Source organism: Mycobacterium hubeiense (assembly GCF_002838065.1).
Lineage (GTDB): Bacteria > Actinomycetota > Actinomycetes > Mycobacteriales > Mycobacteriaceae > Mycobacterium > Mycobacterium hubeiense.
In genome coordinates this window covers 113,098-138,665 of record NZ_PIZU01000011.1, presented here as the reverse complement: position 1 = coordinate 138,665, position 25,568 = coordinate 113,098, and the positions used below count along the sequence as shown (strand labels likewise).

General features: G+C 68.2%; 27 protein-coding genes. 15 read left to right on the top strand and 12 right to left on the bottom strand.

What is annotated here, in order from left to right; all coding sequences use genetic code 11:
- The first annotated feature begins 34 nt into the window (after positions 1-34).
- From CWS39_RS11355 to CWS39_RS11345, 3 genes are read left to right on the top strand one after another with little or no spacing between them, the layout of a single operon-like run.
- Entirely contained in the window at positions 35-1,003 is a 969-nt protein-coding gene (locus CWS39_RS11355) for a class I SAM-dependent methyltransferase (protein ID WP_102143007.1), read from the top strand.
- A complete protein-coding gene (locus tag CWS39_RS11350) occupies positions 961-2,163 on the top strand; it encodes a class I SAM-dependent methyltransferase (RefSeq protein WP_102143027.1) in 1,203 nt (400 codons plus the stop codon). The genes CWS39_RS11355 and CWS39_RS11350 overlap by 43 nt, the downstream gene beginning before the upstream one ends.
- A gap of 23 nt (positions 2,164-2,186) precedes the next feature.
- Positions 2,187-2,864 (top strand): esterase, encoded by a 678-nt coding sequence (locus tag CWS39_RS11345; RefSeq protein ID WP_102143026.1) that lies wholly within the window; start codon positions 2,187-2,189, stop codon positions 2,862-2,864.
- Here CWS39_RS11345 and CWS39_RS11340 read toward each other — a convergent pair.
- Complete coding sequence (locus CWS39_RS11340) at positions 2,861-4,147, bottom strand: outer membrane protein assembly factor BamB family protein (protein ID WP_102143006.1); 1,287 nt, start codon at positions 4,145-4,147, stop codon at positions 2,861-2,863. The two genes, CWS39_RS11345 and CWS39_RS11340, sit on opposite strands and share 4 nt — an antisense overlap.
- Before the next feature lie 82 nt (positions 4,148-4,229).
- Here CWS39_RS11340 and CWS39_RS11335 point away from each other — a divergent pair, with 82 nt between their 5' ends.
- Both CWS39_RS11335 and CWS39_RS11330 read left to right on the top strand, forming a co-directional pair.
- Positions 4,230-4,967, top strand: coding sequence for an acyltransferase (locus CWS39_RS11335; protein ID WP_102143005.1), 738 nt, complete (start codon positions 4,230-4,232; stop codon positions 4,965-4,967).
- Between the two features lie 50 nt (positions 4,968-5,017).
- The gene (locus tag CWS39_RS11330) at positions 5,018-6,139 is read left to right on the top strand and encodes an epoxide hydrolase family protein (protein WP_102143025.1); all 1,122 of its coding nucleotides are present in this window, start codon (positions 5,018-5,020) and stop codon (positions 6,137-6,139) included.
- On the opposite strand, the gene CWS39_RS11325 is transcribed toward CWS39_RS11330, so the two are convergent.
- Genes CWS39_RS11325 through CWS39_RS11315 form a run of 3 tightly spaced genes read right to left on the bottom strand, consistent with a single transcriptional unit; the run spans position 6,136 to position 9,678 of the window.
- The gene (locus CWS39_RS11325) at positions 6,136-7,374 is read right to left on the bottom strand and encodes a glycosyltransferase family 4 protein (protein ID WP_102143004.1); all 1,239 of its coding nucleotides are present in this window, start codon (positions 7,372-7,374) and stop codon (positions 6,136-6,138) included. The two genes, CWS39_RS11330 and CWS39_RS11325, sit on opposite strands and share 4 nt — an antisense overlap.
- Positions 7,371-8,972: a 1,4-alpha-glucan branching protein domain-containing protein gene (locus CWS39_RS11320; RefSeq protein ID WP_102143003.1), complete on the bottom strand. Its 1,602-nt coding sequence runs from the start codon at positions 8,970-8,972 to the stop codon at positions 7,371-7,373. The genes CWS39_RS11325 and CWS39_RS11320 overlap by 4 nt, the downstream gene beginning before the upstream one ends.
- Positions 8,896-9,678, bottom strand: a complete 783-nt coding sequence (locus CWS39_RS11315) for a class I SAM-dependent methyltransferase (RefSeq protein ID WP_102143002.1) — start codon at positions 9,676-9,678, stop codon at positions 8,896-8,898. The genes CWS39_RS11320 and CWS39_RS11315 overlap by 77 nt, the downstream gene beginning before the upstream one ends.
- Positions 9,679-9,888: 210 nt before the next feature.
- Here CWS39_RS11315 and CWS39_RS11310 point away from each other — a divergent pair, with 210 nt between their 5' ends.
- The 6 genes from CWS39_RS11310 (at position 9,889) to mnmA (ending at position 15,833) form a co-directional block, all read left to right on the top strand.
- On the top strand, positions 9,889-10,689 hold the full coding sequence (locus CWS39_RS11310) for an electron transfer flavoprotein subunit beta/FixA family protein (RefSeq protein ID WP_102143001.1): 801 nt from the start codon (positions 9,889-9,891) through the stop codon (positions 10,687-10,689).
- A gap of 38 nt (positions 10,690-10,727) precedes the next feature.
- The gene (locus CWS39_RS11305) at positions 10,728-11,684 is read left to right on the top strand and encodes an electron transfer flavoprotein subunit alpha/FixB family protein (protein ID WP_102143000.1); all 957 of its coding nucleotides are present in this window, start codon (positions 10,728-10,730) and stop codon (positions 11,682-11,684) included.
- Between the two features lie 183 nt (positions 11,685-11,867).
- Positions 11,868-12,695 carry a GNAT family N-acetyltransferase gene (locus tag CWS39_RS11300; protein ID WP_102142999.1) on the top strand — a complete coding sequence of 276 codons (828 nt, stop codon included), beginning with the start codon at positions 11,868-11,870 and terminating at the stop codon, positions 12,693-12,695.
- A complete protein-coding gene (locus CWS39_RS11295) occupies positions 12,692-13,522 on the top strand; it encodes a lysophospholipid acyltransferase family protein (RefSeq protein ID WP_102142998.1) in 831 nt (276 codons plus the stop codon). The genes CWS39_RS11300 and CWS39_RS11295 overlap by 4 nt, the downstream gene beginning before the upstream one ends.
- Before the next feature lie 47 nt (positions 13,523-13,569).
- On the top strand, positions 13,570-14,769 hold the full coding sequence (locus CWS39_RS11290; RefSeq protein WP_102142997.1) for a cysteine desulfurase family protein: 1,200 nt from the start codon (positions 13,570-13,572) through the stop codon (positions 14,767-14,769).
- Positions 14,766-15,833 (top strand): tRNA 2-thiouridine(34) synthase MnmA, encoded by a 1,068-nt coding sequence (mnmA, locus tag CWS39_RS11285; RefSeq protein ID WP_102142996.1) that lies wholly within the window; start codon positions 14,766-14,768, stop codon positions 15,831-15,833. The genes CWS39_RS11290 and mnmA overlap by 4 nt, the downstream gene beginning before the upstream one ends.
- A gap of 58 nt (positions 15,834-15,891) precedes the next feature.
- Here the strand turns inward: mnmA and CWS39_RS11280 are convergent, their stop codons facing one another.
- Positions 15,892-16,533, bottom strand: coding sequence for a sensor domain-containing protein (locus CWS39_RS11280; RefSeq protein WP_102142995.1), 642 nt, complete (start codon positions 16,531-16,533; stop codon positions 15,892-15,894).
- A gap of 37 nt (positions 16,534-16,570) precedes the next feature.
- On the opposite strand from CWS39_RS11280, the gene CWS39_RS11275 reads away from it, so the two are divergent.
- The 3 genes from CWS39_RS11275 to CWS39_RS11265 all read left to right on the top strand — a co-directional run bounded on the left by CWS39_RS11275 (position 16,571) and on the right by CWS39_RS11265 (position 18,463).
- Entirely contained in the window at positions 16,571-17,575 is a 1,005-nt protein-coding gene (locus CWS39_RS11275) for a uroporphyrinogen decarboxylase/cobalamine-independent methonine synthase family protein (RefSeq protein WP_102142994.1), read from the top strand.
- 70 nt (positions 17,576-17,645) lie between these two features.
- Positions 17,646-18,140, top strand: a complete 495-nt coding sequence (locus tag CWS39_RS11270) for an SRPBCC family protein (protein ID WP_102142993.1) — start codon at positions 17,646-17,648, stop codon at positions 18,138-18,140.
- Positions 18,137-18,463, top strand: a complete 327-nt coding sequence (locus CWS39_RS11265) for an ArsR/SmtB family transcription factor (protein WP_102142992.1) — start codon at positions 18,137-18,139, stop codon at positions 18,461-18,463. Before CWS39_RS11270 ends, CWS39_RS11265 begins: the two co-directional genes overlap by 4 nt.
- Positions 18,464-18,533: 70 nt before the next feature.
- Here CWS39_RS11265 and CWS39_RS11260 read toward each other — a convergent pair whose 3' ends face one another.
- A complete protein-coding gene (locus CWS39_RS11260; RefSeq protein ID WP_102142991.1) occupies positions 18,534-18,938 on the bottom strand; it encodes an MmcQ/YjbR family DNA-binding protein in 405 nt (134 codons plus the stop codon).
- 94 nt (positions 18,939-19,032) lie between these two features.
- Between CWS39_RS11260 and ligA the strand changes: the two genes are divergently transcribed.
- Entirely contained in the window at positions 19,033-21,099 is a 2,067-nt protein-coding gene (ligA, locus tag CWS39_RS11255; RefSeq protein WP_102143024.1) for an NAD-dependent DNA ligase LigA, read from the top strand.
- A 123-nt stretch (positions 21,100-21,222) separates the two neighbouring features.
- On the opposite strand, the gene CWS39_RS11250 is transcribed toward ligA, so the two are convergent.
- The 6 genes from CWS39_RS11250 to CWS39_RS11225 are packed head-to-tail and all read right to left on the bottom strand — an operon-like array spanning position 21,223 to position 25,503.
- Positions 21,223-22,776 (bottom strand): polyamine aminopropyltransferase, encoded by a 1,554-nt coding sequence (locus CWS39_RS11250; protein WP_102142990.1) that lies wholly within the window; start codon positions 22,774-22,776, stop codon positions 21,223-21,225.
- Positions 22,773-23,231: a DUF350 domain-containing protein gene (locus tag CWS39_RS11245; RefSeq protein WP_102142989.1), complete on the bottom strand. Its 459-nt coding sequence runs from the start codon at positions 23,229-23,231 to the stop codon at positions 22,773-22,775. The genes CWS39_RS11250 and CWS39_RS11245 overlap by 4 nt, the downstream gene beginning before the upstream one ends.
- Positions 23,232-23,263: 32 nt before the next feature.
- Entirely contained in the window at positions 23,264-23,680 is a 417-nt protein-coding gene (locus tag CWS39_RS11240) for a DUF4247 domain-containing protein (protein ID WP_102143023.1), read from the bottom strand.
- Positions 23,677-24,180, bottom strand: coding sequence for a DUF2617 family protein (locus CWS39_RS11235; protein ID WP_102142988.1), 504 nt, complete (start codon positions 24,178-24,180; stop codon positions 23,677-23,679). The genes CWS39_RS11240 and CWS39_RS11235 overlap by 4 nt, the downstream gene beginning before the upstream one ends.
- A gap of 9 nt (positions 24,181-24,189) precedes the next feature.
- Complete coding sequence (locus CWS39_RS11230; protein WP_102142987.1) at positions 24,190-24,801, bottom strand: DUF4178 domain-containing protein; 612 nt, start codon at positions 24,799-24,801, stop codon at positions 24,190-24,192.
- A gap of 42 nt (positions 24,802-24,843) precedes the next feature.
- Complete coding sequence (locus CWS39_RS11225) at positions 24,844-25,503, bottom strand: ACT domain-containing protein (protein ID WP_102143022.1); 660 nt, start codon at positions 25,501-25,503, stop codon at positions 24,844-24,846.
- Between the last annotated feature and the right edge of the window lie 65 nt (positions 25,504-25,568).

The window sequence follows — 25,568 nt, the reverse complement described above, 5'->3', positions numbered from 1 at the left end:
GTCTGCCTTGCCGACACCGCGCCCCTGACTACCAATGACAAGTACTGACCCGGCGCCCAACCCGCACGCCACGGCGGATCAAGTGGAGGCTGCGCGGCACGACACCAAGCTCGCGCAGGTGCTCTACCACGACTGGGAGGCCGAGAATTACGACGAGAAGTGGTCGATCTCCTACGACAAGCGCTGCGTCGACTATGCCCGCGACCTCTTCGATGCGACCGTGCCCGAGCACGTGCTGCGTGACCTGCCGTACGACAACGCGCTGGAGCTGGGCTGCGGGACGGGATTCTTCCTGCTCAACCTGATCCAGGCGGGCGTCGCGCGCCGTGGTTCGGTGACCGATCTGTCGCCCGGCATGGTCAAGGTGGCCACCCGTAACGGTCAGTCGCTGGGTCTCGACATCGACGGTCGGGTCGCCGACGCCGAGCGCATCCCGTACGACGACGACACCTTCGACCTCGTGGTGGGTCATGCGGTGCTGCATCACATCCCCGACGTCGAGCAGTCGCTGCGCGAGGTGATGCGGATCCTCAAGCCCGGCGGCCGGTTCATCTTCGCCGGCGAACCGACGAACGCCGGCGAGAACTACGCCCGCCCGTTGTCGACGTTGACCTGGCGGGTGGTGACGAACGTGACCAAATTGCCGGGCCTGTCCGGCTGGCGCCGCCCGCAGACCGAACTCGACGAGTCGTCGCGCGCGGCCGCGCTGGAGGCGATCGTCGACCTGCACACCTTCAACCCCGCCGATCTGGAACGAATGTCGCGCAACGCCGGGGCCGTCGACGTGTCGACTGCCACGACGGAGTTCACCGCCGCGATGCTCGGCTGGCCGCTGCGCACCCTCGAGGCGGCCGTGCCACCTGGCCGATTGGGTTGGGGCTACGCCAAATTCGCGTTCAACAGCTGGATCACGCTGAGCTGGGTCGACGAGAACGTGTGGTCCCGCGTCGTACCCAAGAGCTGGTTCTACAACGTCATGGTGACCGGGGTCAAACCGTCCTAGCGTTCTCTGTCGACGACGTCGCGTACCTGTGCTCCGCAGAAGGCACGCAGGCGCTCGAGGTGGTTGCCGGATACCGGCTGACGGACACCACTCTGGTCTCCGAGATCGCTTCGGCGCGAAGCACATTCGGTGACCGTGCGGCCATTCTGGTGGAGACCGTGCAGCTGCGGCGTAAGGCGGTCGCGAAGTTCGCCGACCCGTCCGGATGGTTGTTCACCGCGGACGCGCTGCAGCAGGCCACCGCCGCGCCGGTCGCTGCGCATCGGGCGCGACGCCTGTCCGGCGCCGTCGTGCACGATGCCACCTGCTCGATCGGCAGTGAGCTTGTGGCGTTGCGGGATTGGGCGGGCTATGTCGTCGGCAGCGACATCGACCCGGTGCGGCTGGCGATGGCGCGGCACAACGTCGCAGGCGTCGACCTGTGTCGGGCCGACGCACTGCGACCGGTCACCCGCGATTCCGTCGTCGTCCTCGATCCGGCCCGGCGCAGCGCCGGACGCCGCCGATTCGACCCGCGGGACTACACGCCGGCGCTGGATGCACTGCTCGCGGTGTATGGCGACCGCGATTTTGTCGTAAAGACCGCGCCGGGAATCGATTTCGGTGAGCTGGGCCGGATGGGATTCGCTGGCGAGATCGAAGTCACGTCGCTGGCGGGCAGTGTGCGCGAGGCGTGCCTGTGGTCGCCCGGGCTCGCTGCACAGGGCGTCACCAGGCGCGCGACCATGCTAGACGGGCCTGAGGACATCACCGACGCCGAGCCCGGCGATTGCCCGGTGGCGCCGGTGGGCCGCTGGATCGTCGACCCCGACGGGGCGGTGGTGCGAGCTGGCCTGGTGCGGCATTACGCCGCTCGGCACGGCCTGTGGCAACTCGACCCCGACATCGCGTACCTGTCCGGCGACCGACTGCCCGACGGGGTGCGGGGCTTCGAGGTGCTCGAGGAGCTGGCGTTCAGCGAGCGGCGGCTGCGTCAGGCGCTGAGCTCGCGCGACGTGGGCGCCGTCGAGATCTTGGTCCGCGGCGTCGACGTCGACCCCGACACGTTGCGACAGCGGCTGCGCCTGCGGGGCTCCGAGCACGTGGCGGTGGTGATCGCGCGCATCGGGTCCGGGCCGGCAAGCCGGGCAACAGCATTCATTTGCCGGCCGTCGCGATGACGCGCCACGTACCCTGGCAGACGATGCGCATTGTCAGATTGGCCGCCCTGGTGGCGGCCGGTGTTGTGGGGTGCAGCGGCACTGGTTCGGCCGCGGCGCAGCCTGCATGCAGCGCGCTGGGTGGCTCGGTCGAAGACCAGACTTGCCACGCGCACCTCGCCAACTCCACCTACACGCTCGATATCAGCTTTCCGCTCGGCTACCCCGATCAGCAGGCGCTGACCGACTACCTGACGCAGACGCGCGACGGGTTCATCAACGTCGCCGAGATGCCCGACTCCCGCGGACTGCCGTACGAGATGGAAGCCGTCGCGAAGGCCTATCAGTCCGACGGCACCGAGAGCGTGGTGTTCAAAATCTTCCAGGACGTCGGCGGCGTGCACCCGCAGACGTGGTACAAGGCGTTCAACTATGACCTGGTCAAGGGCGCGCCGATCACGTACGACACCCTGTTCAAACCCGACACCAAGCCGCTGGATGTGATCCTTCCGGTGGTCGAGCGGGAACTGACGAAGCAGACCGGGATCGACAAGCCGATCCTGCCCGGCGAGGGTCGCGATCCGGTCAACTACCAGAACTTCGCGCTCACCGACGACGCGGTGATCTTCTTCTTCGGCCAGGGAGAGCTGCTGCCCGAGGCCGCGGGCGCGGTCGAGGCGTCGGTGCCGCGGAACGCGCTCGCGCCGGTCCTGGCGCTCTAGGCCGGGGCGAATCCGTAGACCTGGCCGTCGCTGGTCGCGGCGACCACGCGGCGGTCGTGACCGATCGACACCCCGACGGGAAATCCGGTGGCCTCGGGCAGCGGGTAGCGGTTGATCGTGTGCCCGTCGGCCGGATCGAACACCAGCAGTGCCTGTCCGTTCTCACCCTCGCGGGCCACGGTGTAGCCGATGCCGGTGCCGGCGCGGCTCGACGTGGACAGCGACTCGACGTCGTCACGTGTCCACACCACCTCGCCGCGATCGCCCGCGTCGCGGATGGCGGTCAGTTTGGCGCCGGGTCCGCCGCCGGCCACGATCAGCCCGTCCGGGGACACCGACGGCGGCGTCTGCGCCAGATAGTCCAGCGGCACTGACCATTTCGGCTTGCCGTCGCGGGCGCCCAGCGCCCACAGATGCCGGTCGCGGCCATTGACGTACACCGTCGCACCGTCCGCCGACAGCACCGGGCTGGCCAGCGGTCCGCGGCCCACGGCGTCACTGGTCCATTCGCGGGTGAGCACGGGATTCTGGCCGGACCGATACTGCAAGCCGACCAGGATCGGCGCCTCGGCATTGGGCTCCCACAGGCTGATCACCACCATGCCGGTCTCGGGTGCGAACGCCGGAGCGGCGGCCACCGGGCAGCGGGGTCGCGCCAGCCGGCAGTCGCCGAGACCGCGCTGCGCATCCTTCGGGTCGAGGCCCGCCACCAGATCCACCGGCGTCCCGTCGACGCTGCCGCGATGGGCGTTGAACACCAGCACCTGACCGAGATGCGTCACGACCAGCAGCTGCCCCTCGTCGAGAATCCTTGGCGTGGTGGGCATCCCGATCACCGGCTGGCGCCACCGGATCCACTGGGTCGGCGGAAACGACAGCATCGCCCCGGGCTGGCCGATGTAGAGGTTGTCAAAGCCGTCGAACAGCGGGCTGGACAAGCCGCCGCCCTGCACCAGTCGGGTGCACCAGCGCTGGCGCGCGTTGTTGTCGGCCTCCCACACCATCAGCGAGCAGCCGCTGGGCGTCTGCGCGTTGACGCCCAGATAGCTGCCCGAGCCCAGCGCCACCGCGGCGCCCAGATCGCCCTTCACCGACCGCGTCCATTCCAGCTGCAGCGCATCGGCCCCGGCCGTGTCGGTGTAGCTGCTGTTGCTCGCGTTGCCGTACTGGGCCGGCCAGCCGTCGGAGGCATGCGCCTGAACCCAGGAATCGGTGTTGCCACAGCCGGCCAGCACGCCCGTGACCAGCGCCGTCACTGCCAGCACGATGAATCGCCGGAACACGGGGTCCTTTCTCGGTCCTGTTCGTCAAGCCCACGTGAGGGTAACCGTTGTGCCGTACAAGCCTCGCGTAGGCTTTCCGGCCATGACGACGATGTGGGGCGCGCCGCTGCACAAACGCTGGCGGGGGTCACGGCTGCGGGACCCGCGGCAGGCCAGGTTCCTCACCCTGGCATCGCTGAAATGGGTGATTGCCAACCGCGCCTACACCCCGTGGTATCTGGTCCGCTACTGGCGGCTGCTGAAGTTCAAGCTCGCCAACCCGCACATCATCACGCGCGGAATGGTTTTCCTCGGCAAGGGCGTGGAGATACAGGCCACCCCGGAGCTGTCGCAACTCGAGATCGGCCGGTGGGTGCACATCGGCGACAAGAACACCATCCGTGCGCATGAAGGCTCACTGCGCATCGGCGACAAGGTGGTGCTCGGCCGCGACAACGTCATCAACACCTACCTCGACATCGAGTTGGGGGACTCGGTGCTGATGGCCGACTGGTGCTACGTGTGCGACTTCGACCACAAGATGGACGACATCAACATGCCGATCAAGGACCAGGGCATCGTCAAGAGCCCGGTACGCATCGGCCCGGACACCTGGGTGGCGGCCAAGGTGACGATCTTGCGCGGCACGACGATCGGACGCGGCTGCGTGCTCGGGTCCCACGCGGTGGTCAAGGGCGACATCCCCGACTACTCGATCGCGGTCGGCGCACCCGCCAAGGTGGTCAAGAACCGCAAACTGGCGTGGGAGACGTCGGCGGCCGAGCGCGCTGAACTCGCCGCCGCCCTGGCCGACATCGAACGCAAAAAGGCCGCCCGCTAGCCTTCCTTCCTCGCGCTCGTGGGCACCTTAGGCTGACGGGCGTGACCGACATCCGCCCCTTCCGCATCGCCGTTCCCGACGACGACCTCGCCGATCTACGCGACCGGCTGGCCCGCACCCGATGGCCCGAAGCGGAATGCGTCGACGACTGGAGCCAGGGCATCCCGCTGGACTACACCCGCTCCCTTGCCCAATACTGGGCCGACGGCTACGACTGGCGGGCGCGTGAAGCCGCGCTGAACCGCTTCGACCAGTTCCTCACCGAAATCGACGGGCTGGACATCCATTTCATCCACCAGCGGTCCCCGCACCCCGACGCGTTCCCGCTGGTGATCACGCACGGCTGGCCGGGCTCGGTGGTGGAATTCCACAAGGTGATCGAACCGCTGACCGATCCGACGGCGCACGGCGGCCGCGCCGAGGACGCGTTCCACGTGGTGTGCCCGTCGCTGCCCGGCTACGGCTTTTCCGGTAAACCGTCGCGCACCGGGTGGGGCGTGCAGAAGATCGCCGAGGCGTGGGAGACGTTGATGGGCCGGCTCGGCTATGACCGCTACGGCGCGCAGGGCGGCGACTGGGGCGCCGCGGTCACCACGATGATCGGGCGCAACCGCGGACACTGCGTGGGCATCCACACCAACATGCCGATCGCCTTGCCGCCGGGCGACCTGAGCAACTTGAGCGCCGCAGAGCAGGATGCGCTGAACGCGATGGCGCACTACCAGAAGTGGGATTCGGGCTACGCCAAGCAGCAGTCCACCCGACCGCAAACCGTGGGCTACGGCCTGGTGGATTCGCCTGTGGGCCAACTGGCCTGGATCGTCGAGAAGTTCTGGTCCTGGATGGACTGTAACGGTAATCCCGAAAACGTGCTCAGCCGTGACGAACTGCTCGACAACGTGATGATGTACTGGATTCCGGGTGCGGGCGCGTCGTCGGCGCGGCTGTATTGGGAGAGCTTTCACGTGTGGGGTTCGACGGAGCGGGTGGAGCTGCCGACGGGTGTTGCGGCGTTCCCCAAGGAGATCGCCCGCTCGCCGCGCAGCTGGTGCGAGACGACCTACAACATCACGCACTGGACCGACATGCCGCGTGGCGGGCACTTCGCCGCGTTCGAGCAGCCCGAGCTGTTCGTCGACGACGTCAGGGCGTTCTTCGCGACCGTCCGTTAGCGGTCCGGCAGCGCGTGTTCGACGATCGGCCGCCGCGAATGTGGTTCGCGCTCACCGCGTTTGGCGGCCAGGTACACCTGCGCGGTCTCGTCGGCCACGGTGTGCCAGTCGAAGTCGGCGGTGAGGCGCTCGCGCGCGGCGATGGCCCGCTGTTGGGCGGCGTCGGGGTCATCAAGCACGGTCCGCACCGCCGCCGCCAGACCGGCGACATCTCGTGGCGGGCATGAGATTCCGGTCTGCCCGTTGATCACCGCCTCGCCCAGGCCGCCGACGTTCGAGGTCACCAGCGGGGTGCCGGTGGCGGCGGCTTCCAGGGCGACGATGCCGAACGGCTCGTAATGGCTGGGCAATACCGCGGCGTCGGCTTGATGCAGCAGGCGCAACAGGCCGTCGTGGTCCAAGCGGCCGACGAATGTCGTGGCCTTGAGCACCTTGTGCTTTCGCGCCTGCTCCTCTAACCACTGCCGTTGAGTGCCCTCACCGGCGATGGTCAACGTGGTGCTCGGGTGGGTGCGTCGGATACGGGGCAGGGCGGCGATCGCGTCGTGGATGCCCTTCTCGTACTCCAGTCGCCCGACATACAACAGCTGGGGTGGGCCGTGACGGGGTTGGCGCTTGGCGAACGGCCACATCGCGGCGTCGATGCCGTTGCGGATGACCCGGGTTTCGGCCAGGGCGGGACCGAACAACTCGGTGATCTCGTCGCTCATCGACGCCGAACAAGTGATGAGCGAATCGGATTCGCGGACCAGCCAGGACTCCACGGCGTGCACCTGGCGGCTGATCGGGCCCGACACCCAGCCCGAGTGCCTGCCCGCCTCGGTGGCGTGGATAGTGGAAACCAGTGGGACATCGAAGAATTCGGCAAGGGCGATGGCCGGATGCGCGACCAGCCAGTCGTGGGCGTGCACGACGTCGGGCACCCACGGCTTTTCGCCGGTGCGTAGCGCCAGCCCGGCGCGCAGCATCGCGTGCCCCATCGCGAGGGTCCAGGCCATCATGTCGGTGGCGAAGTCGAATTCGTGGGGATCCTGCGCGGCGGCGACAACCCGTACGCCCTCGACGGTTTCGTCGGTCGACGGATGGGTGCTCGGGTCGGTGCCTGATTGGCGGCGGCTGAGCACCACGACATCGTGTCCCGCCGCGGCCAGCGCTGTCGCCAGGTGATGCACGTGGCGGCCCAGCCCGCCGACCACCACCGGCGGGTATTCCCACGACACCATGAGGACTTTCACTTGGGCAGCCTTCGCGCGTCCAGGGCGCCGAAGAGTCCGTCGGCGCGGTTCCAGCCCTCGGCCAGCCGCTGCGCGTGCTCGCGGCGGCCCGACGCCAGCGCACCGGCGATCTCGCGGGTGGCGTGGGCATGCAGATGCGCGCGGTAGCGCGCGTAGTCGGCGGCCGAATCCTTGCTGACCATGAACGGCCAGTCGCTGGACACCGTCAACAGTGTTTCGCGCAGAATCTGGTCGGCGACGAAATCCCTTGGCGTGGGCGAACCTACCGATGCGGCCTGCTCCAGCGCCTTGTCCACCGTCGACAGCGCGGTGTCGGTGACTTCACTGTTGAGCTGCACCAGGTCGGCGACCTTCTCGCCGGCCCACACCTGCCAGTCCTTGCCGGAACCCCATGAGCTGGGCGGCAATTCGACGGGCGGGCCGACGAATCCGTCGGCCACCGCGTCGGACAACGTGCCGACGCGCACGCCCGCGTCCGGCAGCGCCCGCAGCACCCGCTCCAGCCACACCGGGCCCTCGTACCACCAGTGCCCGAACAGTTCGGTGTCGAATGCGGCAATCACGTGGGAGGGCCGGCCGATACGTTCACTTTCGCCGATCAGGCGTTGCCGCACCACCTCGACGAAGTCGGCGACGTGGGCGTCGACGGCGCGGTCGGCGCGCTCGGGGTCATACGGCGCCTTGTCCTCCGAGGCGACGTTGCGACCGGTGACACGGGCCGGTTTGAGACCGGTGACGTGGTCGTAGGTGTGGAAGTCGCGGTAGGCGGCGTGGCCGGGGTAGCCGGACTTCGGTGACCACACTCGATAGCTGACCGACAGATCACGCCCGAACGCGACGACGTCTGATTCGGCAACCGGCCGCCCCAACGCGGTGTCGCCGTGCAGCGACGGCCCGTCGACCATGAAGTGGCCGACTCCGGCTGCGGCGTAACCGATTTCCATACCGGGCGCATACGCGCACTCGGGCGCCCAGATGCCCTTCGGGGTGTGGGCGAACCGCGCCCGCGCATCAGCCAGGCCTTCGCGCAGCGCGAATTCCCGCAGCCGCGGGTTGAGCAGCGGTTGGAACGGATGCGACAGCGGACCGCCGAGCAGCTCGATGGTGTCGGTGTCGATCAGTTCGCGCAGCAGCGGGCTGGCGCCGTGGCGCCACCGCGTCTGGAAGTCATCGATTGCCTGGGTTGCCTCGGCGTGCTCGCGAATGCCGAACTCGCGCAACGCGTCCCGGTCGCGCAACGTCGTCGCCTCCAACGCGCGCAGCTGCCAGTTCGCCAGCCAGTGGTGCATGCCGGCCAGGCAATACGGATCGTCGAGTTGCGCGGTGACCACCGGTGTCATCCCGAGGGTGAGCAGGTGGCTGCGGTTCTCGGCGGCCAATGTGCGCAGCACCCGCATCAGCGGCAGGTAGGCCGCCGCCCACGACTGGTAGAGCCATTCTTCGCCGACCGGCCAGCGGCCGTGATGGGCCAGCCACGGCAAGTGCGTGTGCAGGACCAGGGTGAACAGCCCGGGAGCCGGTTCAGTCACGGCGCACCGCGATTGCGACCAGGTCCAGGCTGTCGTCGATGTCGCGGTCCGCCACGAGATCGAAGTCATCGGTGGTCACCGAGGCCACGTCGGCCAGCAGATCATCCGGCCACGGCTCATCGGCGAGCGCACGGGCCACCTGGGCGTCGATGATCGAACCGCCGTGTCGCACATCCAATTCGGCCAACCGGCGGCCGTGATACACCCCCAGCATCGATTCCATCGCAAACCCGGCGTCGACAAGCAATTCGGTGAGCTCTGCGGCGTTGAGCTCGCGGGTGTGGAACGGGTTGATCGGGGTGTCGCGACCGGGGGAGAACGTGATGCGATTGGGCGTCGACATCATCAGCACCCCGCCCGGACGCAGCACGCGAAAGCACTCGGCGACGAATTGTGCTTGGTCCCAAAGATGCTCGATCACCTGGAAGTTGACGACGACATCGACGGCGCCGTCATCGATCGGCAGCTCGGCGAGATTGCCGTGCAGCATCTCCACTCGCGGATAGCGCGCGCGGACGTGGGCGACGGCCGTCGGGTCGTAGTCCAGTCCGATCACGCGGCGGGCCACGTCGGCGATCAGATCGGCGCCGTAGCCCTCACCGCAGCCGGCCTCGAGCACGTCGCGTCCGGCGCAGCGGTCGGCCAGCCGTTGGTAGACCACCTCGTGGCGGCGGAACCAGTAGTTCTCCTCCGCCAGGCCGGGCACCGTGCGTTCCCCGGTCAGCGGCAGCTGCGGGCCCGGCTCGACGGAACCGTCGGTAACAAATGCGCTCATTGGTAAGGCAGGCTATCCCGTGACAGGGCGTTCGCGAACAGTTCAAGACGTACGGGGAGCCAGAAGGCAAAGTTCGACCAGCTAGTTCGACCAGCTATGGTGTTCCTGCGAACCACCTAAAGTTACCCACGAGTAACATGGTGCTAGTTGCTTCAAACGTGGTATGGCAGGCCGGCCGCCCGGCCTCTTCGAGGAGGACGAACCCAACTCATGACGAACATCGTGGTCCTGATCAAACAGGTCCCAGACACCTGGTCGGAGCGCAAGCTGACCGAGGGCGATTTCACCCTCGACCGCGAGGCCGCCGACGCCGTGCTCGACGAGATCAACGAGCGCGCCGTCGAGGAGGCGCTGCTGATCAAGGAAAAAGAAGCCGCCAACGGCGTGGAGAGCACCGTGACCGTGCTCACCGCCGGCCCCGAGCGCGCCACCGAGGCGATCCGCAAGGCGCTGTCCATGGGCGCCGACAAGGCGGTGCACCTCAAGGACGACGGCATGCACGGCTCGGACGTGGTGCAGACCGCGTGGGCGCTGGCCCGCGCGCTGGGCACCATCGAGGGCACCGAGCTGGTCATCGCCGGTAACGAGTCCACCGACGGTGTCGGCGGCGCGGTGCCGGCCATCATCGCCGAGTACCTGGGCCTGCCGCAGCTCACGCACGTGCGCAAGGTTTCGGTCGAGGGCGGCAAGGTCACCGCGGAGCGCGAGACCGATGACGGCGTGTTCACCCTCGAGGCGCCGCTGCCCGCCGTGGTGAGCGTCAACGAGAAGATCAACGAGCCGCGCTTCCCGTCGTTCAAGGGCATCATGGCCGCCAAGAAGAAGGAAGTGACGACGCTCACGCTGGCCGAGATCGGCGTCGAGCCCGACGAGGTCGGTGTCGCCAACGCCGGTTCCAAGGTGCTCTCGTCGACGCCGAAGCCGCCGAAGACCGCGGGCGAGAAGATCACCGATGAGGGAGACGGCGGCACCAAGATCGCCGAGTACCTGGTGGCCCAAAAGATCATCTAGTCCCAAGACCGACTTCTGAGAAAGACAGACACAAACACATGGCTGAAGTACTTGTGCTCGTCGAGCACGCTGAAGGTGCGCTGAAGAAAATCACCGCCGAGCTGATCACCGCCGCGCGGGTGCTGGGTGAACCGTCCGCCGTCGTGGTGGGCAAGCCCGGCACCGCCGAGCCGCTGATCGAAGGGTTGAAGGCGGCCGGCGCCGCCAAGATCTACGTCGCGGAGTCCGAGGACGCCGAGAACTACCTCATCACGCCGTACGTCGACGTGCTGGCGTCGCTGACCGAGTCGGCCAGCCCGGCCGGTGTGCTGCTGGCCGCCACCGCCGACGGCAAGGAGATCGCCGGGCGGCTGGCCGCGCGGATCGGTTCCGGCCTGCTGGTCGACGTCGTCGAGGTCAAGGAGGGCGGCAAGGGCGTGCACAGCATCTTCGGTGGCGCGTTCACCGTCGAGGCTGAGGTGACCGGTGGAATCCCGGTGATCACCGTGCGTCCGGGCGCGATCGAGGCCGAGCCGGCCGACGGCGCCGGCGAGGTGGTCAACGTCGAGGTTCCGGCGCAGGCCGAGAATGCGACCAAGATCACATCCCGCCAGCCCGCGGTGGCCGGCGACCGGCCGGAGCTCACCGAGGCCAGCGTGGTCGTCGCGGGCGGCCGCGGCGTCGGCAGCGCCGAGAACTTCAGCGTCGTCGAGGAACTGGCGGACGCGCTGGGTGGCGCCGTCGGTGCTTCGCGTGCCGCGGTCGACTCCGGCTACTACCCGGGCCAGTTCCAGGTGGGCCAGACCGGTAAGACGGTGTCGCCGCAGCTGTACATCGCGCTGGGCATCTCCGGGGCGATCCAGCACCGCGCCGGCATGCAGACGTCCAAGACGATCATCGCGGTGAACAAGGACGAAGAGGCGCCGATCTTCGAGATCGCCGACCTCGGCATCGTCGGCGACCTGTTCAAGGTCGCCCCGCAGCTGACCGAGGCGGTCAAGGCCCGCAAGGGTTAATCCGCCGAACAGCCGCGAAACCCCCGATACCGCGCGTATTCGGGGGTTTTCGCGTCTTCGGCGCTGCGTCACACTCGGCACCCAGGCGATGGCGGCCCGCCGCCACAAGTGGTCACCCAGCGCTCACGGACACGTCACGCGGACGATGCCAACCGGAGATGCGGTTGGGCGACCGTGCTGGCTATGAGCACCGCTTCCGTACTCATTCCGGCAGATCAGACCGACTCTTCGTCGGCTCCCAAGTACACGCTGCTGCTGTCCGGCGACGCGGCCATGATCGAGGCCGCCCAACGGCTGCGCTATCAGGTGTTCTCCAGCGAGCCCGGCTTCACGCTCACCGCCACGACCGATGGCCGCGACGCCGACCGCTTCGACGAGTACTGCGACCACCTGCTGGTCCGCGACGACGACACCGGCGAACTGGTCGGCTGCTACCGGATGCTGCCCCCGCCGGGCGCGATCGCGGCCGGCGGTCCTTACACAGCGACCGAATTCGACATCTCGGCGCTGGATGCGCTGCGGCCTTCGCTGGTCGAGATGGGCCGCGCAGTGGTGCGCCCCGACCACCGCAACGGCGGCGTGGTGCTGCTCATGTGGGCGGGCATCCTGGCCTACCTGGACCGCTGCGGCTACGACTACGTCACCGGTTGCGTGTCGGTGCCGATCCACACGTCGGCCGACGAAGCGCCGGGCAGCCAGCTGCGCGGAGTCCGCGACGTCGTGCTGCGACGCCATCGCGCGCCCTACACCGTGCACCCGTACCGCCCGGTCGTCATCGACGGCAAGGGCCTCGACGACATCGAGCCCCCGGCCCGGGCGGCCGTTCCGCCGCTGATGCGGGGCTATCTGCGGCTCGGCGCGCAAGTGTGCGGCGAACCGGCTCACGATCCGGATTTCGGTGTCGGCGATTTCCTGGCGGTACTGGACAAACGCCGGGCCGACACCCGCTACCTGAAACGCCTGCGCTCGGTGTCGGCGGCCGCGGCGATGGCCGAGGGAATCGCGTCGTGACCGTCGAGCATCCCTGGCTGCCCCGAGCCTCCTGCGACGCCAGCTGCGTGCGCGCCGGGGCGGCGGCGTCCGGACGGCCGGCCATCGTCGCGCTGCGCACGATGCTGCGCGCCCTGGGTGCGGTGCTGCTGCTGCCCGCGTTGCCGCTGCTGGCGGTCCCGATGCCGGGGCGCTCGCATCTCCAGCGCGGCTACTGCCGGCTGGTGCTGCGCTGCCTCGGTGTGCGAATCACGGTGTCCGGCGGGCCGATTCGCAATCTGTCCGGCGTGCTGGTGGTCAGCGGTCACGTGTCGTGGGTGGACATCTTCGCGATCGGCGCGGTGCTGCCCGGATCGTTCGTGGCGCGCGCCGACCTGGTCGAGTGGCCCGCTGTCGGGAGGCTGGCGCGGATCATGAAGGTCATCCCGATCGACCGGGCCAGCCTGCGCCGGCTGCCCGATGTGGTCGGCGCCGTGGCGGACCGGCTGCGGGCGGGCCACACCGTCGTCGCGTTCCCCGAGGGCACCACCTGGTGCGGGCTGGCGTACGGACCGTTCCGGCCGGCGATGTTCCAGGCCGCCGTCGACGCGGGCCGACCGGTGCAGCCACTGCGGCTGACGTATCACCACCGCGACGGCAGGCCGTCGACGGTCGCGGCCTATATCGGCGATGACACGCTGTTCGCGTCGATCAGCCGCCTCATCACCGCCCGGCGCACCGTCGTGCACGTGCGGGTGGAGTCGCTGCAGTTGCCGGGCGACGACCGGCGGGATTTGGCCCTGCGCTGCGAGGCCGCGGTGCGGGGCGACTCTTTGCCGCGGGCGCACGCCCACGAACTGGTGGCCTGACCAGGCGATCCGGGTGCCTCGTGCGCGGCGGCTATCCTTGATTGGTTATGACCTCGCCTGAGCCGGTCTACCTCGATCACGCCGCCACCACCCCGATGCACCCCGCTGCCATCGAGGCGATGACGGCTGTGCTGAAGACCGTCGGCAACGCGTCGTCGTTGCACGGCACCGGGCGGGTGGCCCGCCGGCGGATGGAGGAAGCCCGCGAGACGCTGGCCAACCTGCTGGGCGCCCGCCCGTCGGAGGTGATCTTCACCGCGGGCGGCACCGAGAGCGACAACCTGGCCGTCAAGGGCATCTACTGGGCGCGCCGCGACGCCGAGCCGTGCCGCCGCCGCATCGTCACCACCCTCGTCGAACACCATGCGGTGCTCGACGCCGTCGAGTGGCTCGTCGAACACGAAGGCGCCGAGGTGACGTGGCTGCCGGTCGACGAATACGGGGCGGTGGCGCCCGCGGCGCTGCGGGACGTCCTTCAGGAGCACGACGACGTCGCACTGGTCACGATCATGTGGGCCAACAACGAGGTCGGGACCATCATGCCGATCGCCGAACTGGCCGCTATCGCAGCGGAATTCGACGTACCCATGCACAGCGACGCGATCCAGGCGGTCGGTCAGATATCGGTCGACTTTACCGCGAGTGGGTTGTCGGCGATGAGCGTCGCCGCGCACAAGTTCGGCGGACCCACCGGTGTCGGAGCATTGTTCCTGCGACGTGACACCGCCTGTGTGCCTTTACTGCACGGCGGTGGTCAGGAACGCGATGTACGTTCTGGCACACCGGATGTCGCTGGGGCGGTCGCGATGGCGACGGCGGCCCGAGTGGCCGTGGAGGGTATGGAGACCAACAGCCCGCGGGTGCAGGCGCTGCGCGACCGGCTCGTCGACGGCGTGCTGTCGAGTATCGACGATGCGTTCCTCAACGGCGCCCGCGGTGCCGACCGTCTACCGGGTAACGCGCACTTCACCTTCCGCGGCTGCGAAGGTGATTCGCTGCTGATGTTGCTGGACGCCAAGGGAATCGAGTGCTCGACCGGTTCGGCGTGCACGGCCGGGGTGGCACAGCCGTCGCATGTGCTGATCGCGATGGGCGTCGATCCGGCCAGCGCCCGCGGCTCGCTGCGGCTTTCGTTGGGCCACACCAGTACTGACGCCGACGTCGACTCGGCGCTGGCGGTGTTGCCCGCGGCGGTGCAGCGGGCACGACAGGCCGCGCTTGCGAGTGCCGGGGTGACGTCACAATGAGGGTGCTGGTCGCGATGAGCGGTGGCGTCGACTCGTCGGTCGCGGCCGCCCGGATGGTCGACGCTGGCCACGACGTTGTCGGCGTGCACCTGGCACTGTCGTCGGCGCCCGGAGCGCTGCGTACCGGATCGCGGGGCTGCTGCTCCAAGGAGGACGCCGGCGATGCCCGCCGGGTGGCCGACGTCCTCGACATCCCGTTCTACGTCTGGGATTTCGCCGAGAAGTTCAAAGAAGACGTGATCGACGACTTCGTCGAGTCGTATGCGCGCGGCGAGACGCCGAACCCGTGCGTGCGGTGCAACGAGCGGATCAAGTTCTCCGCATTGGCCGCTCGCGCCCTGGCGCTGGGATTCGACGCACTCGCGACCGGTCATTACGCCAGGCTGTCCGATGGCCGGCTGCGCCGCGCCGTCGACCGGGACAAGGATCAGTCGTATGTGCTGGGCGTGCTGACCGCCGAGCAGCTGCGCCACGCGGTGTTCCCGATCGGTGACACTCCCAAGCCGCAGATCCGCGAAGACGCCGCCCGGCGTGGGCTCGCTGTCGCGGAAAAGCCTGACAGCCATGACATCTGCTTCATCCCGACAGGTGACACCAGGGCATTCCTCGGCGCCCGCATCGGCGTGCGCCGCGGCGCTGTCGTCGACTCCGGCGGCACCGTGCTCGCCGAACACGACGGTGTACACGGCTTCACCATCGGTCAGCGCAAGGGCCTCGGCATCGCCGGGCCGGGACCCGACGGTCAACCGCGTTATGTCACCGGTATCGACGCCGAGACCGGCACCGTGCGGGTCGGCTCCGCGGCCGATCTGGAGGTCTGGACGCTGGCCGGCGACAAGCCCGTGTTCACGTCCGGCTCACCGTTCACCGGTCCGGTGGAATGCGCGGTGCAGGTGCGCGCGCACGGCGGCATCGCCGATGCGGTCGCCGACGTGCGCGACGGGCGCCTCGTCGTCGAGCTGCGCACGGCGCTGCGCGGGGTCGCACCGGGGCAGACGATGGTGCTGTACCGCCCGGACCCTGACGGCGACGAAGTCATCGCCAGCGCCACCATTGCTCGTTGAGTCTGCGCCCATGGCGCGGTCCACTCGAACAAATGAGCCATAGCCGCAGAGTGAACGGCTAATTCGGCACCTTGGCAAGGATGTTCGTCATCACGATGTCGGGCACCGAGCCCGCAAATGCGCAGTGCGTCACCTCGACGAGCACGACGAACTTCACCCGATAGTCGCGTCCGCAGCCGCCGGCGGGGCGGGTCCGCAACGCGTCGTCGCCGGCCGTCCAGTCGCCGACGAACATCCGCCCGTACGGCGTGGACCCGCACACGTCGACCAGCGTCACCAGACTCTCGAACGCGCGCCGCGCGGTGTCGTGGTCGCGATAGGCGGCCACCCCCTCCGAGATCAGCGCGCCGTCGGGCGGATTCTGGAACGTGGTCTTGTGGAACTCCTCGACATCGGGGCCGAAGGTCTGGGTCTCGGCGAAGATCCACTCGCATTGCGGTGGCGCCGTTTCGGCCAGGTGCTCGATGTCGACGGGGAACTTGCCGTCCATGCTCGGGATGATGGTGAGATCCTCACCGGCGCCGGTGATCGCCTGCATCTGCACCTGATCCAGCATCAGCGACTCGACGTCGACGGGGGAGCGGGAGACGTCGTCGATACCCGGCGCGGATCGCACGGCGGTGCCTCCGACCGTGTGCGTGCACGCTGTCGCCAGCATCGCCACAGCACACAACGCCAGCGACCTGACGAGTGCAGGCATGGTCCCGACCCTAGTGCGAATCGAATAGGTTGGCCGAGTGAATATATTCGCGGCGGCGACGGGCATCGGCTCCTGGCCAGGGACCGCACCGCGCGAGGCCGCCGAAGTGGTCGTCGGCGAGCTGCACACCTTGACGCATCTGGTGGAGCTGCCCGCCCGCGGGATCGGTGCCGACATGATCGGGCGAGCGGGCGCGCTGCTGGTGGACATCGGTATCGACACCACACCGCGGGGCTATCGGACCGTCAACGGCCGCAGTTCCGTCACGCGCCGGGCGGTCAGCCTGCTCGGTGAGGACATCGACGCGCTCGAAGAGGCGTGGGAGAAGGCTGGGCTCGCCGGCAGCGGGCGCACGGTCAAGGTGCAGGCGCCCGGGCCGATCACGCTGGCGGCGCAGCTGGAACTGTCCAGCGGGCATCGCGCCATCACCGACGCCGGGGCGCTGCGGGACCTGGCCGAGTCGCTGGCCGAAGGGGTGGCCGCCCACCGCGCCGAGGTGGCCCGCCGCCTGGACACCACCGTGGTGGTGCAGTTCGACGAACCGTCGCTGCCCGCCGCGCTCGACGGCCGGCTCACGGGCGTGACCAGCCTGACGCCGGTACATCCTGTCGACGAGCCGGTGGCGGTCTCGCTGCTCGATGCGTGCGTCGCAGGGGCTGACGTGATGCTGCACAGCTGTGCCGCCGGGTTGCCATGGAAGCTGTTGCAGCGCAGCAGTATCCACGCAGTGTCGATTGACGTGTCGACGTTGTCCGCCGCCGATTTGGATGGCGTCGGCGAATTCCTCGAATCGGGGCGAACGGTCATGCTGGGTGTGGTGCCGTCGACAGCGCCCGACAGTCGGCCGTCGGCGGAGGAGGTGGCCAAGTCGGTGGTGGCGGTCACCGACCGGCTGGGCTACCCGCGCGCGGTGCTGCGCGAACGGATCGGTGTCACCCCGGCGTGCGGTCTGGCGGGGGCGACGCAGGAGTGGGCGCGCGCCGCGATCGAACTGGCGCAGAAGGCGGCCGACGGACTGGCCGACGATCCCGAGGCGATCTGATACGCAACTTTGGGGTTGCGCTTTGGTGTGACGCTGGACTACCGTGACAGGCAACCAGGAGGTTGCATATATGAGTACGGATCGAATTGAAAAGGAAGTTCTGCTGCGGGCTCCGCTGGACCGGATCTGGCGGGCGATCAGCGAGGCCGAGGAGTTCGGCCGGTGGTTCGGGGTCCGCTTCGACGGGCCGTTCGTCGCCGGCACCACGGTGACCGGGGCGATGACCCCGACCGCGGTCGACGACACCGTCGCCAAGGCGCAAGAGTCGTATGCCGGCCAGGCCGATGCCTGGCAAATTGTCGCGGTGGAGCCGCTGCGGCGCTTGGCATTTCGTTGGCACCCGTACGCCGTCGAACCAGGCGCCGACTATTCGCAGGAGCCCACCACGCTTGTCGAGTTCACGCTGACCGAGACCGACGACGGTGTGCTGTTGCGCATCGTCGAATCCGGCTTCGACGCGATCCCCGCGGAGCGGCGGGCATCGGCATTCGAGGCCAACAAACAGGGCTGGGCCGCGCAGACCGACCTGGTGCGCAAGTACCTCGCGCTGGACGAAAAAGTGTGAGCACCGCCGTCGACGCGAAGGCGCCGCTGTTCGATGCGCTGGGCGACCCCAACCGCCTGCGCATCATCACGCGGCTGTGCGACGGCGGACCCTGCTCGACATCACAAGTGACACAGGTGATTCCGGTGACTCGGCAGGCGGCGACCAAGCATCTGCAAATGCTCGAGGCGGTGGGGTTGGTGAGCAGTCATCGGCAGGGCCGCGAACGCATCTGGCGGGTGTGCCCGGAGCCGCTGGCGGAGGCCAGCGACTATCTCACCGCACTGTCACAGCGGTGGGACCGTGCGATCGACCGGTTGCGCGCGTACATCGAGGATGACTGAGGCGCCGATCCGCGCTGCTAACGGGTTGATCACTCGCACCAGGCGCGAGTGATCAACCCGTTAGTGCCCTTCATGGTCGTTCATCGAGTTGTTTGATCAGCTTGCGCGGTGCGATCATTCGGAACGACGCGTCGACGAGCTCGCGCACTTCGTCCCAATCCACCTTCGCGGCGGTGAAATCCAGGCCGAGCCAGCCCGACGGTCCCATGTAGGCCGGGTAGAAGAAGCGTGGATCGCCTTCGAGGGCACGCCGATCGCTCTCGTTGACCTTGACCAGCATCGAATAGGGGAACGGCACCATCTCGCCCGGCTTGTCGCCCTTGGCGTTGCCGCCGTACATGACGAAGATCTTCGGTGCGCAGAAGACCGGCCGGCCCCAGGAGACCTTCTCGAAGGCCTCCGGGAAGTCCAGCGCGATCGTGCGTAGTTCGGCGAGCCCGAAGTCGTCGTCGGTGAACATGATCGGATGCGGCATGTGCCCAGGCTAGCGGGGGTACGGGCGCTGTGTCGGCAGGCTCGGCTAGCCTGCCAGAGTGAGCTCGAAGGCAAGCAAAGACGCCGAGACCGCGCTGGCCCAAGAAGCATCAGCGGCGCCAAATTTGCGTCGGCGCTGGCAAGAACTCGCCGACCAGGTGCGCGAGCACCAGTTCCGTTACTACGTCAAAGACGCGCCGATCATCTCCGACGCGGAGTTCGACCAACTGCTGCGTGAGCTCACCCAGCTGGAGGAGCAGCATCCCGAACTGCGCACGCCCGATTCGCCCACCCAGATCGTCGGCGGTGCCGGATTCGCCACTGAGTTCGCCCCGGCCGAGCATCTCGAGCGGATGCTGAGCCTGGACAACGTGTTCACCCCTGAGGAACTCGCGGCCTGGGCCGCGCGCATCCGCAGCGAGGTCGGTGACGACGCCCATTACCTGTGCGAGCTCAAGATCGACGGTGTCGCTTTGTCATTGGTGTATCGCGACGGTCGGCTGGTGCGTGCGGCCACCCGCGGCGACGGGCGCACCGGCGAGGACGTCACCCTCAATGCCCGCACCCTCGACGATGTGCCCGAAAAGCTCAGCGAATCAAAGGAATTCCCGGTTCCGCAGGTGCTCGAGGTTCGCGGTGAGGTGTTCTTCCGGGTGGCCGACTTCGAAGAGCTCAATGCCGGCCTCGTCGCGGAGGGCAAGCCGCCGTTCGCCAATCCCCGCAACAGCGCGGCCGGTTCACTGCGGCAGAAGAACCCTGCCGTCACCGCCCGGCGCAAGCTGCGGATGATCTGCCACGGCCTCGGCCGCTCCGAGGGCTTCAGCCCCAAAACTCTGCACGACGCGTACCGGGCGCTGAAGGCATGGGGGCTACCGGTTTCCGAGCACACCAAGCGGGTGCAGGGTTTCGACGGCGTCAGTGAGCACATCGCGTACTGGGGCGAGCATCGTCACGACGTCGAGCACGAAATCGACGGTGTGGTGGTCAAAGTCGACGAAATATCGTTGCAGCGGCGGTTGGGTTCCACGTCGCGGGCGCCGCGCTGGGCGGTGGCCTACAAGTATCCGCCCGAGGAGGCTCAGACCAAGCTGCTCGATATTCGCGTCAATGTCGGGCGCACCGGCCGCGTCACCCCGTTCGCCTACATGGAGCCGGTCAAGGTCGCGGGCTCCACAGTCGGATTGGCCACGCTGCACAATGCGTCGGAGGTCAAGCGCAAGGGCGTGTTGATCGGCGACACCGTGGTGATCCGCAAGGCCGGAGACGTCATCCCCGAAGTGCTCGGCCCCGTCGTCGACCTGCGCGACGGCTCGGAACGCGAATTCGTCATGCCCACCGAATGTCCCGAGTGCGGCGCCAAACTCGCGCCGGCCAAGGAGGGCGACGCCGACATCCGGTGTCCGAACGCGCGTACGTGTCCGGCGCAGTTGCGGGAGCGGGTTTTCCATGTCGCGAGCCGCGGCGCGCTCGACATCGAGGGGCTGGGGTATGAGGCCGGCATCGCGCTACTGAAGTCCGGCGTCATCACCGACGAAGGTGACCTCTTCACGCTCACCGAGGACGACCTGCTGCGCACCGAGCTGTTCACCACCAAAAGCGGTCAGGTGTCGGCGAACGGCAAACGGCTGCTTGCCAATCTGGAGAAGGCCAAGACACAGCCGCTGTGGCGCGTGCTCGTCGCGTTGTCGATCCGGCACGTCGGCCCTACGGCCGCCCGCGCTTTGGCGACGGAGTTCGGCAGCCTCGACGCGATCATGGCCGCCTCCGAGGAGCAGTTGGCCGCCGTCGAGGGCGTCGGCCCGACCATCGCGGCCGCGGTCACCGAATGGTTCACGGTCGACTGGCACCGCGCGATCGTCGACAAGTGGCGCGCCGCGGGCGTGCGGATGGAAGACGAACGGGACACCAGCGTGGAGCGCACGCTGGAAGGGCTGTCGATCGTCGTCACCGGATCGCTGGCCGGGTTCTCCCGCGACGACGCCAAAGAGGCGATCGTCGCCCGCGGCGGCAAGGCCGCCAGTTCGGTATCGAAGAAGACGGCCTATGTGGTCGCCGGCGATTCGCCCGGGTCGAAGTACGACAAGGCCGTCGAACTCGGCGTGCCGATTCTCGACGAGGACGGTTTCCGTCGGCTGCTGGAGAACGGCCCCGACGGCGTCTGACCCATTGAGCGCGTGGCTTAAGGTGTCGCGCGTCGATTTCTGCGCCAGGGCTGTCAATCTCGCGGGTCAGCAGCCCTCCCCCAGAAATCGACGCCCGTGGGCGGACTAGGGCCCGGACGCGGTTCAGCGGTAGCCGAGGCGCATGTCCTCGACGACGCGGGGATGGTCTAATGTCGAGGGCTCGAGATCCCGTGGCCCGACGTCGTCCGCGAACACGGTTGCGGCGTCGAGCACCCGCTGATCGAGGAAGCGCAGCGGCGGTGCATTCGCGGGCACAACGGGTTTCGGAGGAGTGGTGCCGCGCCGCGCCAACGCGAAACCCCAGTCGCCGAACGTGGGCACGTGCACGTGGTAGGGAGTGACCGCAAAACCAGCCGACTCAATGGTGGAAATGTTGCGCCAGTATGCATTCGGCATCGAGTACGGACTACCGGCCTGTACCGTCAGCAAGCCCCCGGGCGCCAGCACACGGCCGATCAGCCCGTAGAACTCGGTGGAATACAGTCGGCCCAACACGGGCGTATCAGGATCCGGTAGGTCCACGATCACCGCATCGAAAGCGCCGCTGTCTGACCGGCGCAGCCAGGACATCGCATCGTCGATCACGACCTCCACCCGCGGATCATGAAGCGAGTCAACGTTGACCTCACGCAGTGTGGTGCGGGCCAATTCCACGACCGCCTGGTCGAGTTCGACCTGCACAATCTTCTCAACCCCTCGCTGGCGCAACAGCTCCCGCGCCGCCAGCCCGTCGCCTCCGCCCAGCACCAGCACCGAGCGCGCCCCCTCGCCGAGGGCCGGATAGACGAGACTTTCGGTGTAGCGGAACTCGTCGCGGGTGGAGAATTGCAACGCGCCGTCGAGGTACAGCCGCATATCGTTACCCCGACGCGTCACCACGATCTCCTGGTAGGCGGAGCGCTCGAACTCAACGATCGGATCGGCGTAAAGCCTTTGGCGAGTGGTGGTTTCGATGTCATGTGCGCGTATAAGCAGCGTGGTCAACAGTGCCAGCGCCGCCGTCAGCACGCAGAGCGCGGTCACCAGCTCTCGCCGGCTGACGATATGGCGCAACAAGAAAATGGAGACGATGGCCGCCGCGACGAGGTTGATCATGCCGGTCGCCGCGGCTCCACGAATCATGCCGAGTTGCGGCAGTAGGATGAACGGCCACAGCAGGCCACCGATGAGCGCGCCGAGGTAATCAGCGGCGTTGAGGTTGGCCAGCACCCGGCCGGTGTCGGCCGCCGCGGACATCCGGCCCCGCTGCAGCAGCGTCATCAGCAGCGGAACCTCCGCGCCGACAAGGCATCCGATGAGAACGGTGCCCACCACCAGCACCCACACCGAAGCGCCGACGAACGCAAACGCGACATAGAGCGCCACCGCGGACAGCCCGCCGATGATCCCGAGCAGCGTCTCGACGGCGATGAACGTGACCGCCGCCCGCCCCAGCAGCGGCTTGACCAGAAGCGCCCCGGCGCCCAGCGCGGCGACATACCCCGCCACGATCAGCGACGTGGCGACGATGCCACCACCGTGGATGCTGGCCGACAGCGTGAGCAGCGCGAGTTCGTAGACGATGCCGCAGGCCGCGCACGCCGCCACCGCGGCCAACAGCAGAGCCCGCCAGCGTGTCGTCGACCCCGGTGGTGCTGTGTCGGCCTCGATGGTCATGACAGCGCCGCGGCGTTCACCCCTCCCACGGCCAGTAGGGCCACGGCCGTGGCGATCGCCGCCGGATGCAAGCGATCGGCGGAGATCAGGTCGCGGAACCGGCCCGGCACCACCACTTCGAGGACGACGAGCGCCGCGCCTTGCAGTGCGATCCCGATGATGCCGTATACCGCCGCATCGATCAGCCCCTGTCCGAGGGCGTCCGAGCTGGCTCGGATCGCGGTGATGACGACGACGGCTAGGGCCGCATACATCGCCGAGGCGACCGCGACGGCATTCGGGCGGTGCTCCACGAACACCATCCGGCGCAGGTTTCCCGGTGTGAGCACGTCGACCATCACGAAGCCGGCTGCCAGCACCGCCGCCCCGACCAGGAAGTAGAGGACCGACGCGACCACGTTCTGGACGAGCGCTTCTCCGCTGATGCTGCCGAATTCGACGGCGGCCACAAACATGAGGATCTCCTTCGGGTTGGTACCGCTCTAGGTCATTTCGCGTCGTCGGGGCCGCCCGGGCTGCCGCCGGCACCACCGGCCGGCGACCCTGGCGTGAAACCCGGGCCCAGATAGATGAATCCGCCATGGCTGTACCGCTCGTTAATGTCCTCGACCTGCACCGTGCAGGAGCGGCCGGCGTCGGGACCGACGACCACGATGTCGTTGTCGTAGCGCAGATATTCGCTGCCGCGGTCGACGGCACGCGCTTCGGGCTCCTTGTACGCGGAGAGCTTGTCGGCGATCTCCTGCGGCGCTCCGTCGCATTCGTAGCGACCATCGGAATACATGCGGTAGTTGTCGGCCACGTACCCGCGAATGTCGCGCAGCATTGAGATGCCGAGGATCAGACAACCGACACCCGCGATGAGCAGGACAGCAGCCGTCACGAACAGGCCGGTGCGGCTCACGGGCGCCACCGACTTGTCGTGTAGACCACGGTTCCGCCGGTGGGTTCCGGGTAGAGATGCCATGTGCGCCACCGCCAACCGGCCCCGTCCGGGCGGGCGGTCAACGCGGTCAGCGCCGCGTCGTCCCGGGGAAACCTGCCCCCGAGCCACTCGGCGTTATCCCCGCAGCACCGCCGCAGCCACTTCGCGAGAGCGCGGAACGTCGTCTCGTCGTGGGTGCTCGTTGCCGATTCGAGGCGATACCCGGGAGCTTCGGCGCGCCGGGGAAGGGCACCACCATGTGTGTGCGCGGTGCAGGAAACCTCTTCGGAGAAACGGGCTTTCGCACGTTCCACAGTGACCACATGGGATGCGCCCAACACGCCGAGCCACAACGCGCCGCCATCGGGGTGGACCAGCCGATTGCTCGCGAGCGCTCGAGGCGCGGGCGCGTTGAGTGCGAGCCCCAACCTCGCCCCGGTCACATCGGCTGGGGCCACGGCGAGCTTGTGGAGCGCCACGAGCCTGTCCTACGCGGGGCTCGGCGGCGGAGCGGGATAGACCGTGAGCTCGCCCGGCACGACTTTCTTGCCGACGGAAACCTCCCACGGCATGTTCGGCGCCCACCGCTCGAATCCGAGGAACGCGGTCTCGTCGGAATTTGCGTAGTCGACGAAGTCCATCTCACCGCCGGCGGGCAGACCGGTGGTGCCCTCGGTGGTGTACGACGCGCTGCCGCGCTCCGTCTCGTGAAACGACTCGCCGTCGACCGTGTGCGCGCCGCCGGGCTGCAGCTGCAGGTCGTTGCGGCGCACCCACATCACCAACTCCAGGCGACCCTCGTCTTCTTCGACGCTGAACCATATCGGCTCCGCGCCGCCTTCCAGGAGATGCTCATGCCAGACGAAGGGCCCCTGACGCAGCGTCACGGATCCGCGTACCACATGGTCGATACCGCCGTGGCTGACGATCGCACCGGGTCCCAGCTGTTGCGGACCAAACGTGGTGGTCGCGGCGAACCTGAGTGGATCTTGGCGTGCCGCAGGCGGTTTCGATTCCCGGGAGCGCCGTAACGCCACGACGAAGACGATGACGGCCGCGACGATCAGGACAATCGCGAGCACAATCAGGAACGTTCCCACGTCATCCCTTCCGTTGGGTTACGCGTCAACGCTAACAGCGCATCACCGCAGGATCGTCGTCACGATGCCGGCCAAATAGCCCAGTCGTGCCACCTCCGACGGCCGAAACTGCGGTCCGCCCGGGCGGCCGAGCACCACCGCGGTGTGGGGATCGCCCAACGGTGCGGCGGCCAGCGTGGTGTCCATATCGCGCCACACCTGAGGCACCCAATCGGCGGTGGCGTCCAACGCCTCGGCGTGGTCCATCGGCAGCCAGGGCGCGGAGTCGGCGTGGGTCTCGGGCGCGCCGTGGCTGCCGACGATGCGCTCCAGCCCGGATTCCTCCAACCGCACGACGGTGCACCATCCCACCCGCAGTACCCGCGGCGCCTCCTCGGCGAGCACCTGCAGCTTCTTGTGTTTGCCGTCGGCCGCGGCGATGTGGTCGATCAGCTCGAGCTCCCGGTGGGCCTCCAGCAGTCCGGTGTGCGGGCGGATGGCGTCGACGCGCACGCCGTTGAGGTTTTCAGCGGCGGTGATGAGCATGTCGGGCATCGCCCCGGGCGGCAGGTCGACGACCAGATCGTCGATCGCGTAGCCCGCGCCCCGTTCCACCACATCTAGGGACAAGATGTCGGCGCCCACCGAGCCGAGCGCCACGGCCAGTGAGCCCAGGCTGCCCGGACGGTCCGCGAGCTGGACGCGCAGGAGATACGAAGGCACGCGCAACACTGTCGCACAGGCGCCGCCCCAGGGCATTCCGGGTGGATGCCGGCACCCGACTAGCG

What these genes read in the sequence shown, in the direction of transcription:
- CWS39_RS11355 (WP_102143007.1), top strand. Translation starts at nt 35, where the DNA reads ATGACAAGTACTGACCCGGCGCCCAACCCGCACGCCACGGCGGATCAA.
- CWS39_RS11345 (WP_102143026.1), top strand. Translation starts at nt 2,187, where the DNA reads ATGCGCATTGTCAGATTGGCCGCCCTGGTGGCGGCCGGTGTTGTGGGG.
- CWS39_RS11335 (WP_102143005.1), top strand. Translation starts at nt 4,230, where the DNA reads ATGACGACGATGTGGGGCGCGCCGCTGCACAAACGCTGGCGGGGGTCA.
- CWS39_RS11320 (WP_102143003.1), bottom strand. Translation starts at nt 8,972, where the DNA reads ATGACTTCGATCTCGTGGCGGACCGCGACATCGACGACAGCCTGGACC.
- CWS39_RS11315 (WP_102143002.1), bottom strand. Translation starts at nt 9,678, where the DNA reads ATGAGCGCATTTGTTACCGACGGTTCCGTCGAGCCGGGCCCGCAGCTG.
- CWS39_RS11310 (WP_102143001.1), top strand. Translation starts at nt 9,889, where the DNA reads ATGACGAACATCGTGGTCCTGATCAAACAGGTCCCAGACACCTGGTCG.
- CWS39_RS11305 (WP_102143000.1), top strand. Translation starts at nt 10,728, where the DNA reads ATGGCTGAAGTACTTGTGCTCGTCGAGCACGCTGAAGGTGCGCTGAAG.
- CWS39_RS11300 (WP_102142999.1), top strand. Translation starts at nt 11,868, where the DNA reads ATGAGCACCGCTTCCGTACTCATTCCGGCAGATCAGACCGACTCTTCG.
- CWS39_RS11290 (WP_102142997.1), top strand. Translation starts at nt 13,570, where the DNA reads ATGACCTCGCCTGAGCCGGTCTACCTCGATCACGCCGCCACCACCCCG.
- mnmA (WP_102142996.1), top strand. Translation starts at nt 14,766, where the DNA reads ATGAGGGTGCTGGTCGCGATGAGCGGTGGCGTCGACTCGTCGGTCGCG.
- CWS39_RS11280 (WP_102142995.1), bottom strand. Translation starts at nt 16,533, where the DNA reads ATGCCTGCACTCGTCAGGTCGCTGGCGTTGTGTGCTGTGGCGATGCTG.
- CWS39_RS11270 (WP_102142993.1), top strand. Translation starts at nt 17,646, where the DNA reads ATGAGTACGGATCGAATTGAAAAGGAAGTTCTGCTGCGGGCTCCGCTG.
- CWS39_RS11260 (WP_102142991.1), bottom strand. Translation starts at nt 18,938, where the DNA reads ATGCCGCATCCGATCATGTTCACCGACGACGACTTCGGGCTCGCCGAA.
- CWS39_RS11250 (WP_102142990.1), bottom strand. Translation starts at nt 22,776, where the DNA reads ATGACCATCGAGGCCGACACAGCACCACCGGGGTCGACGACACGCTGG.
- CWS39_RS11245 (WP_102142989.1), bottom strand. Translation starts at nt 23,231, where the DNA reads ATGTTTGTGGCCGCCGTCGAATTCGGCAGCATCAGCGGAGAAGCGCTC.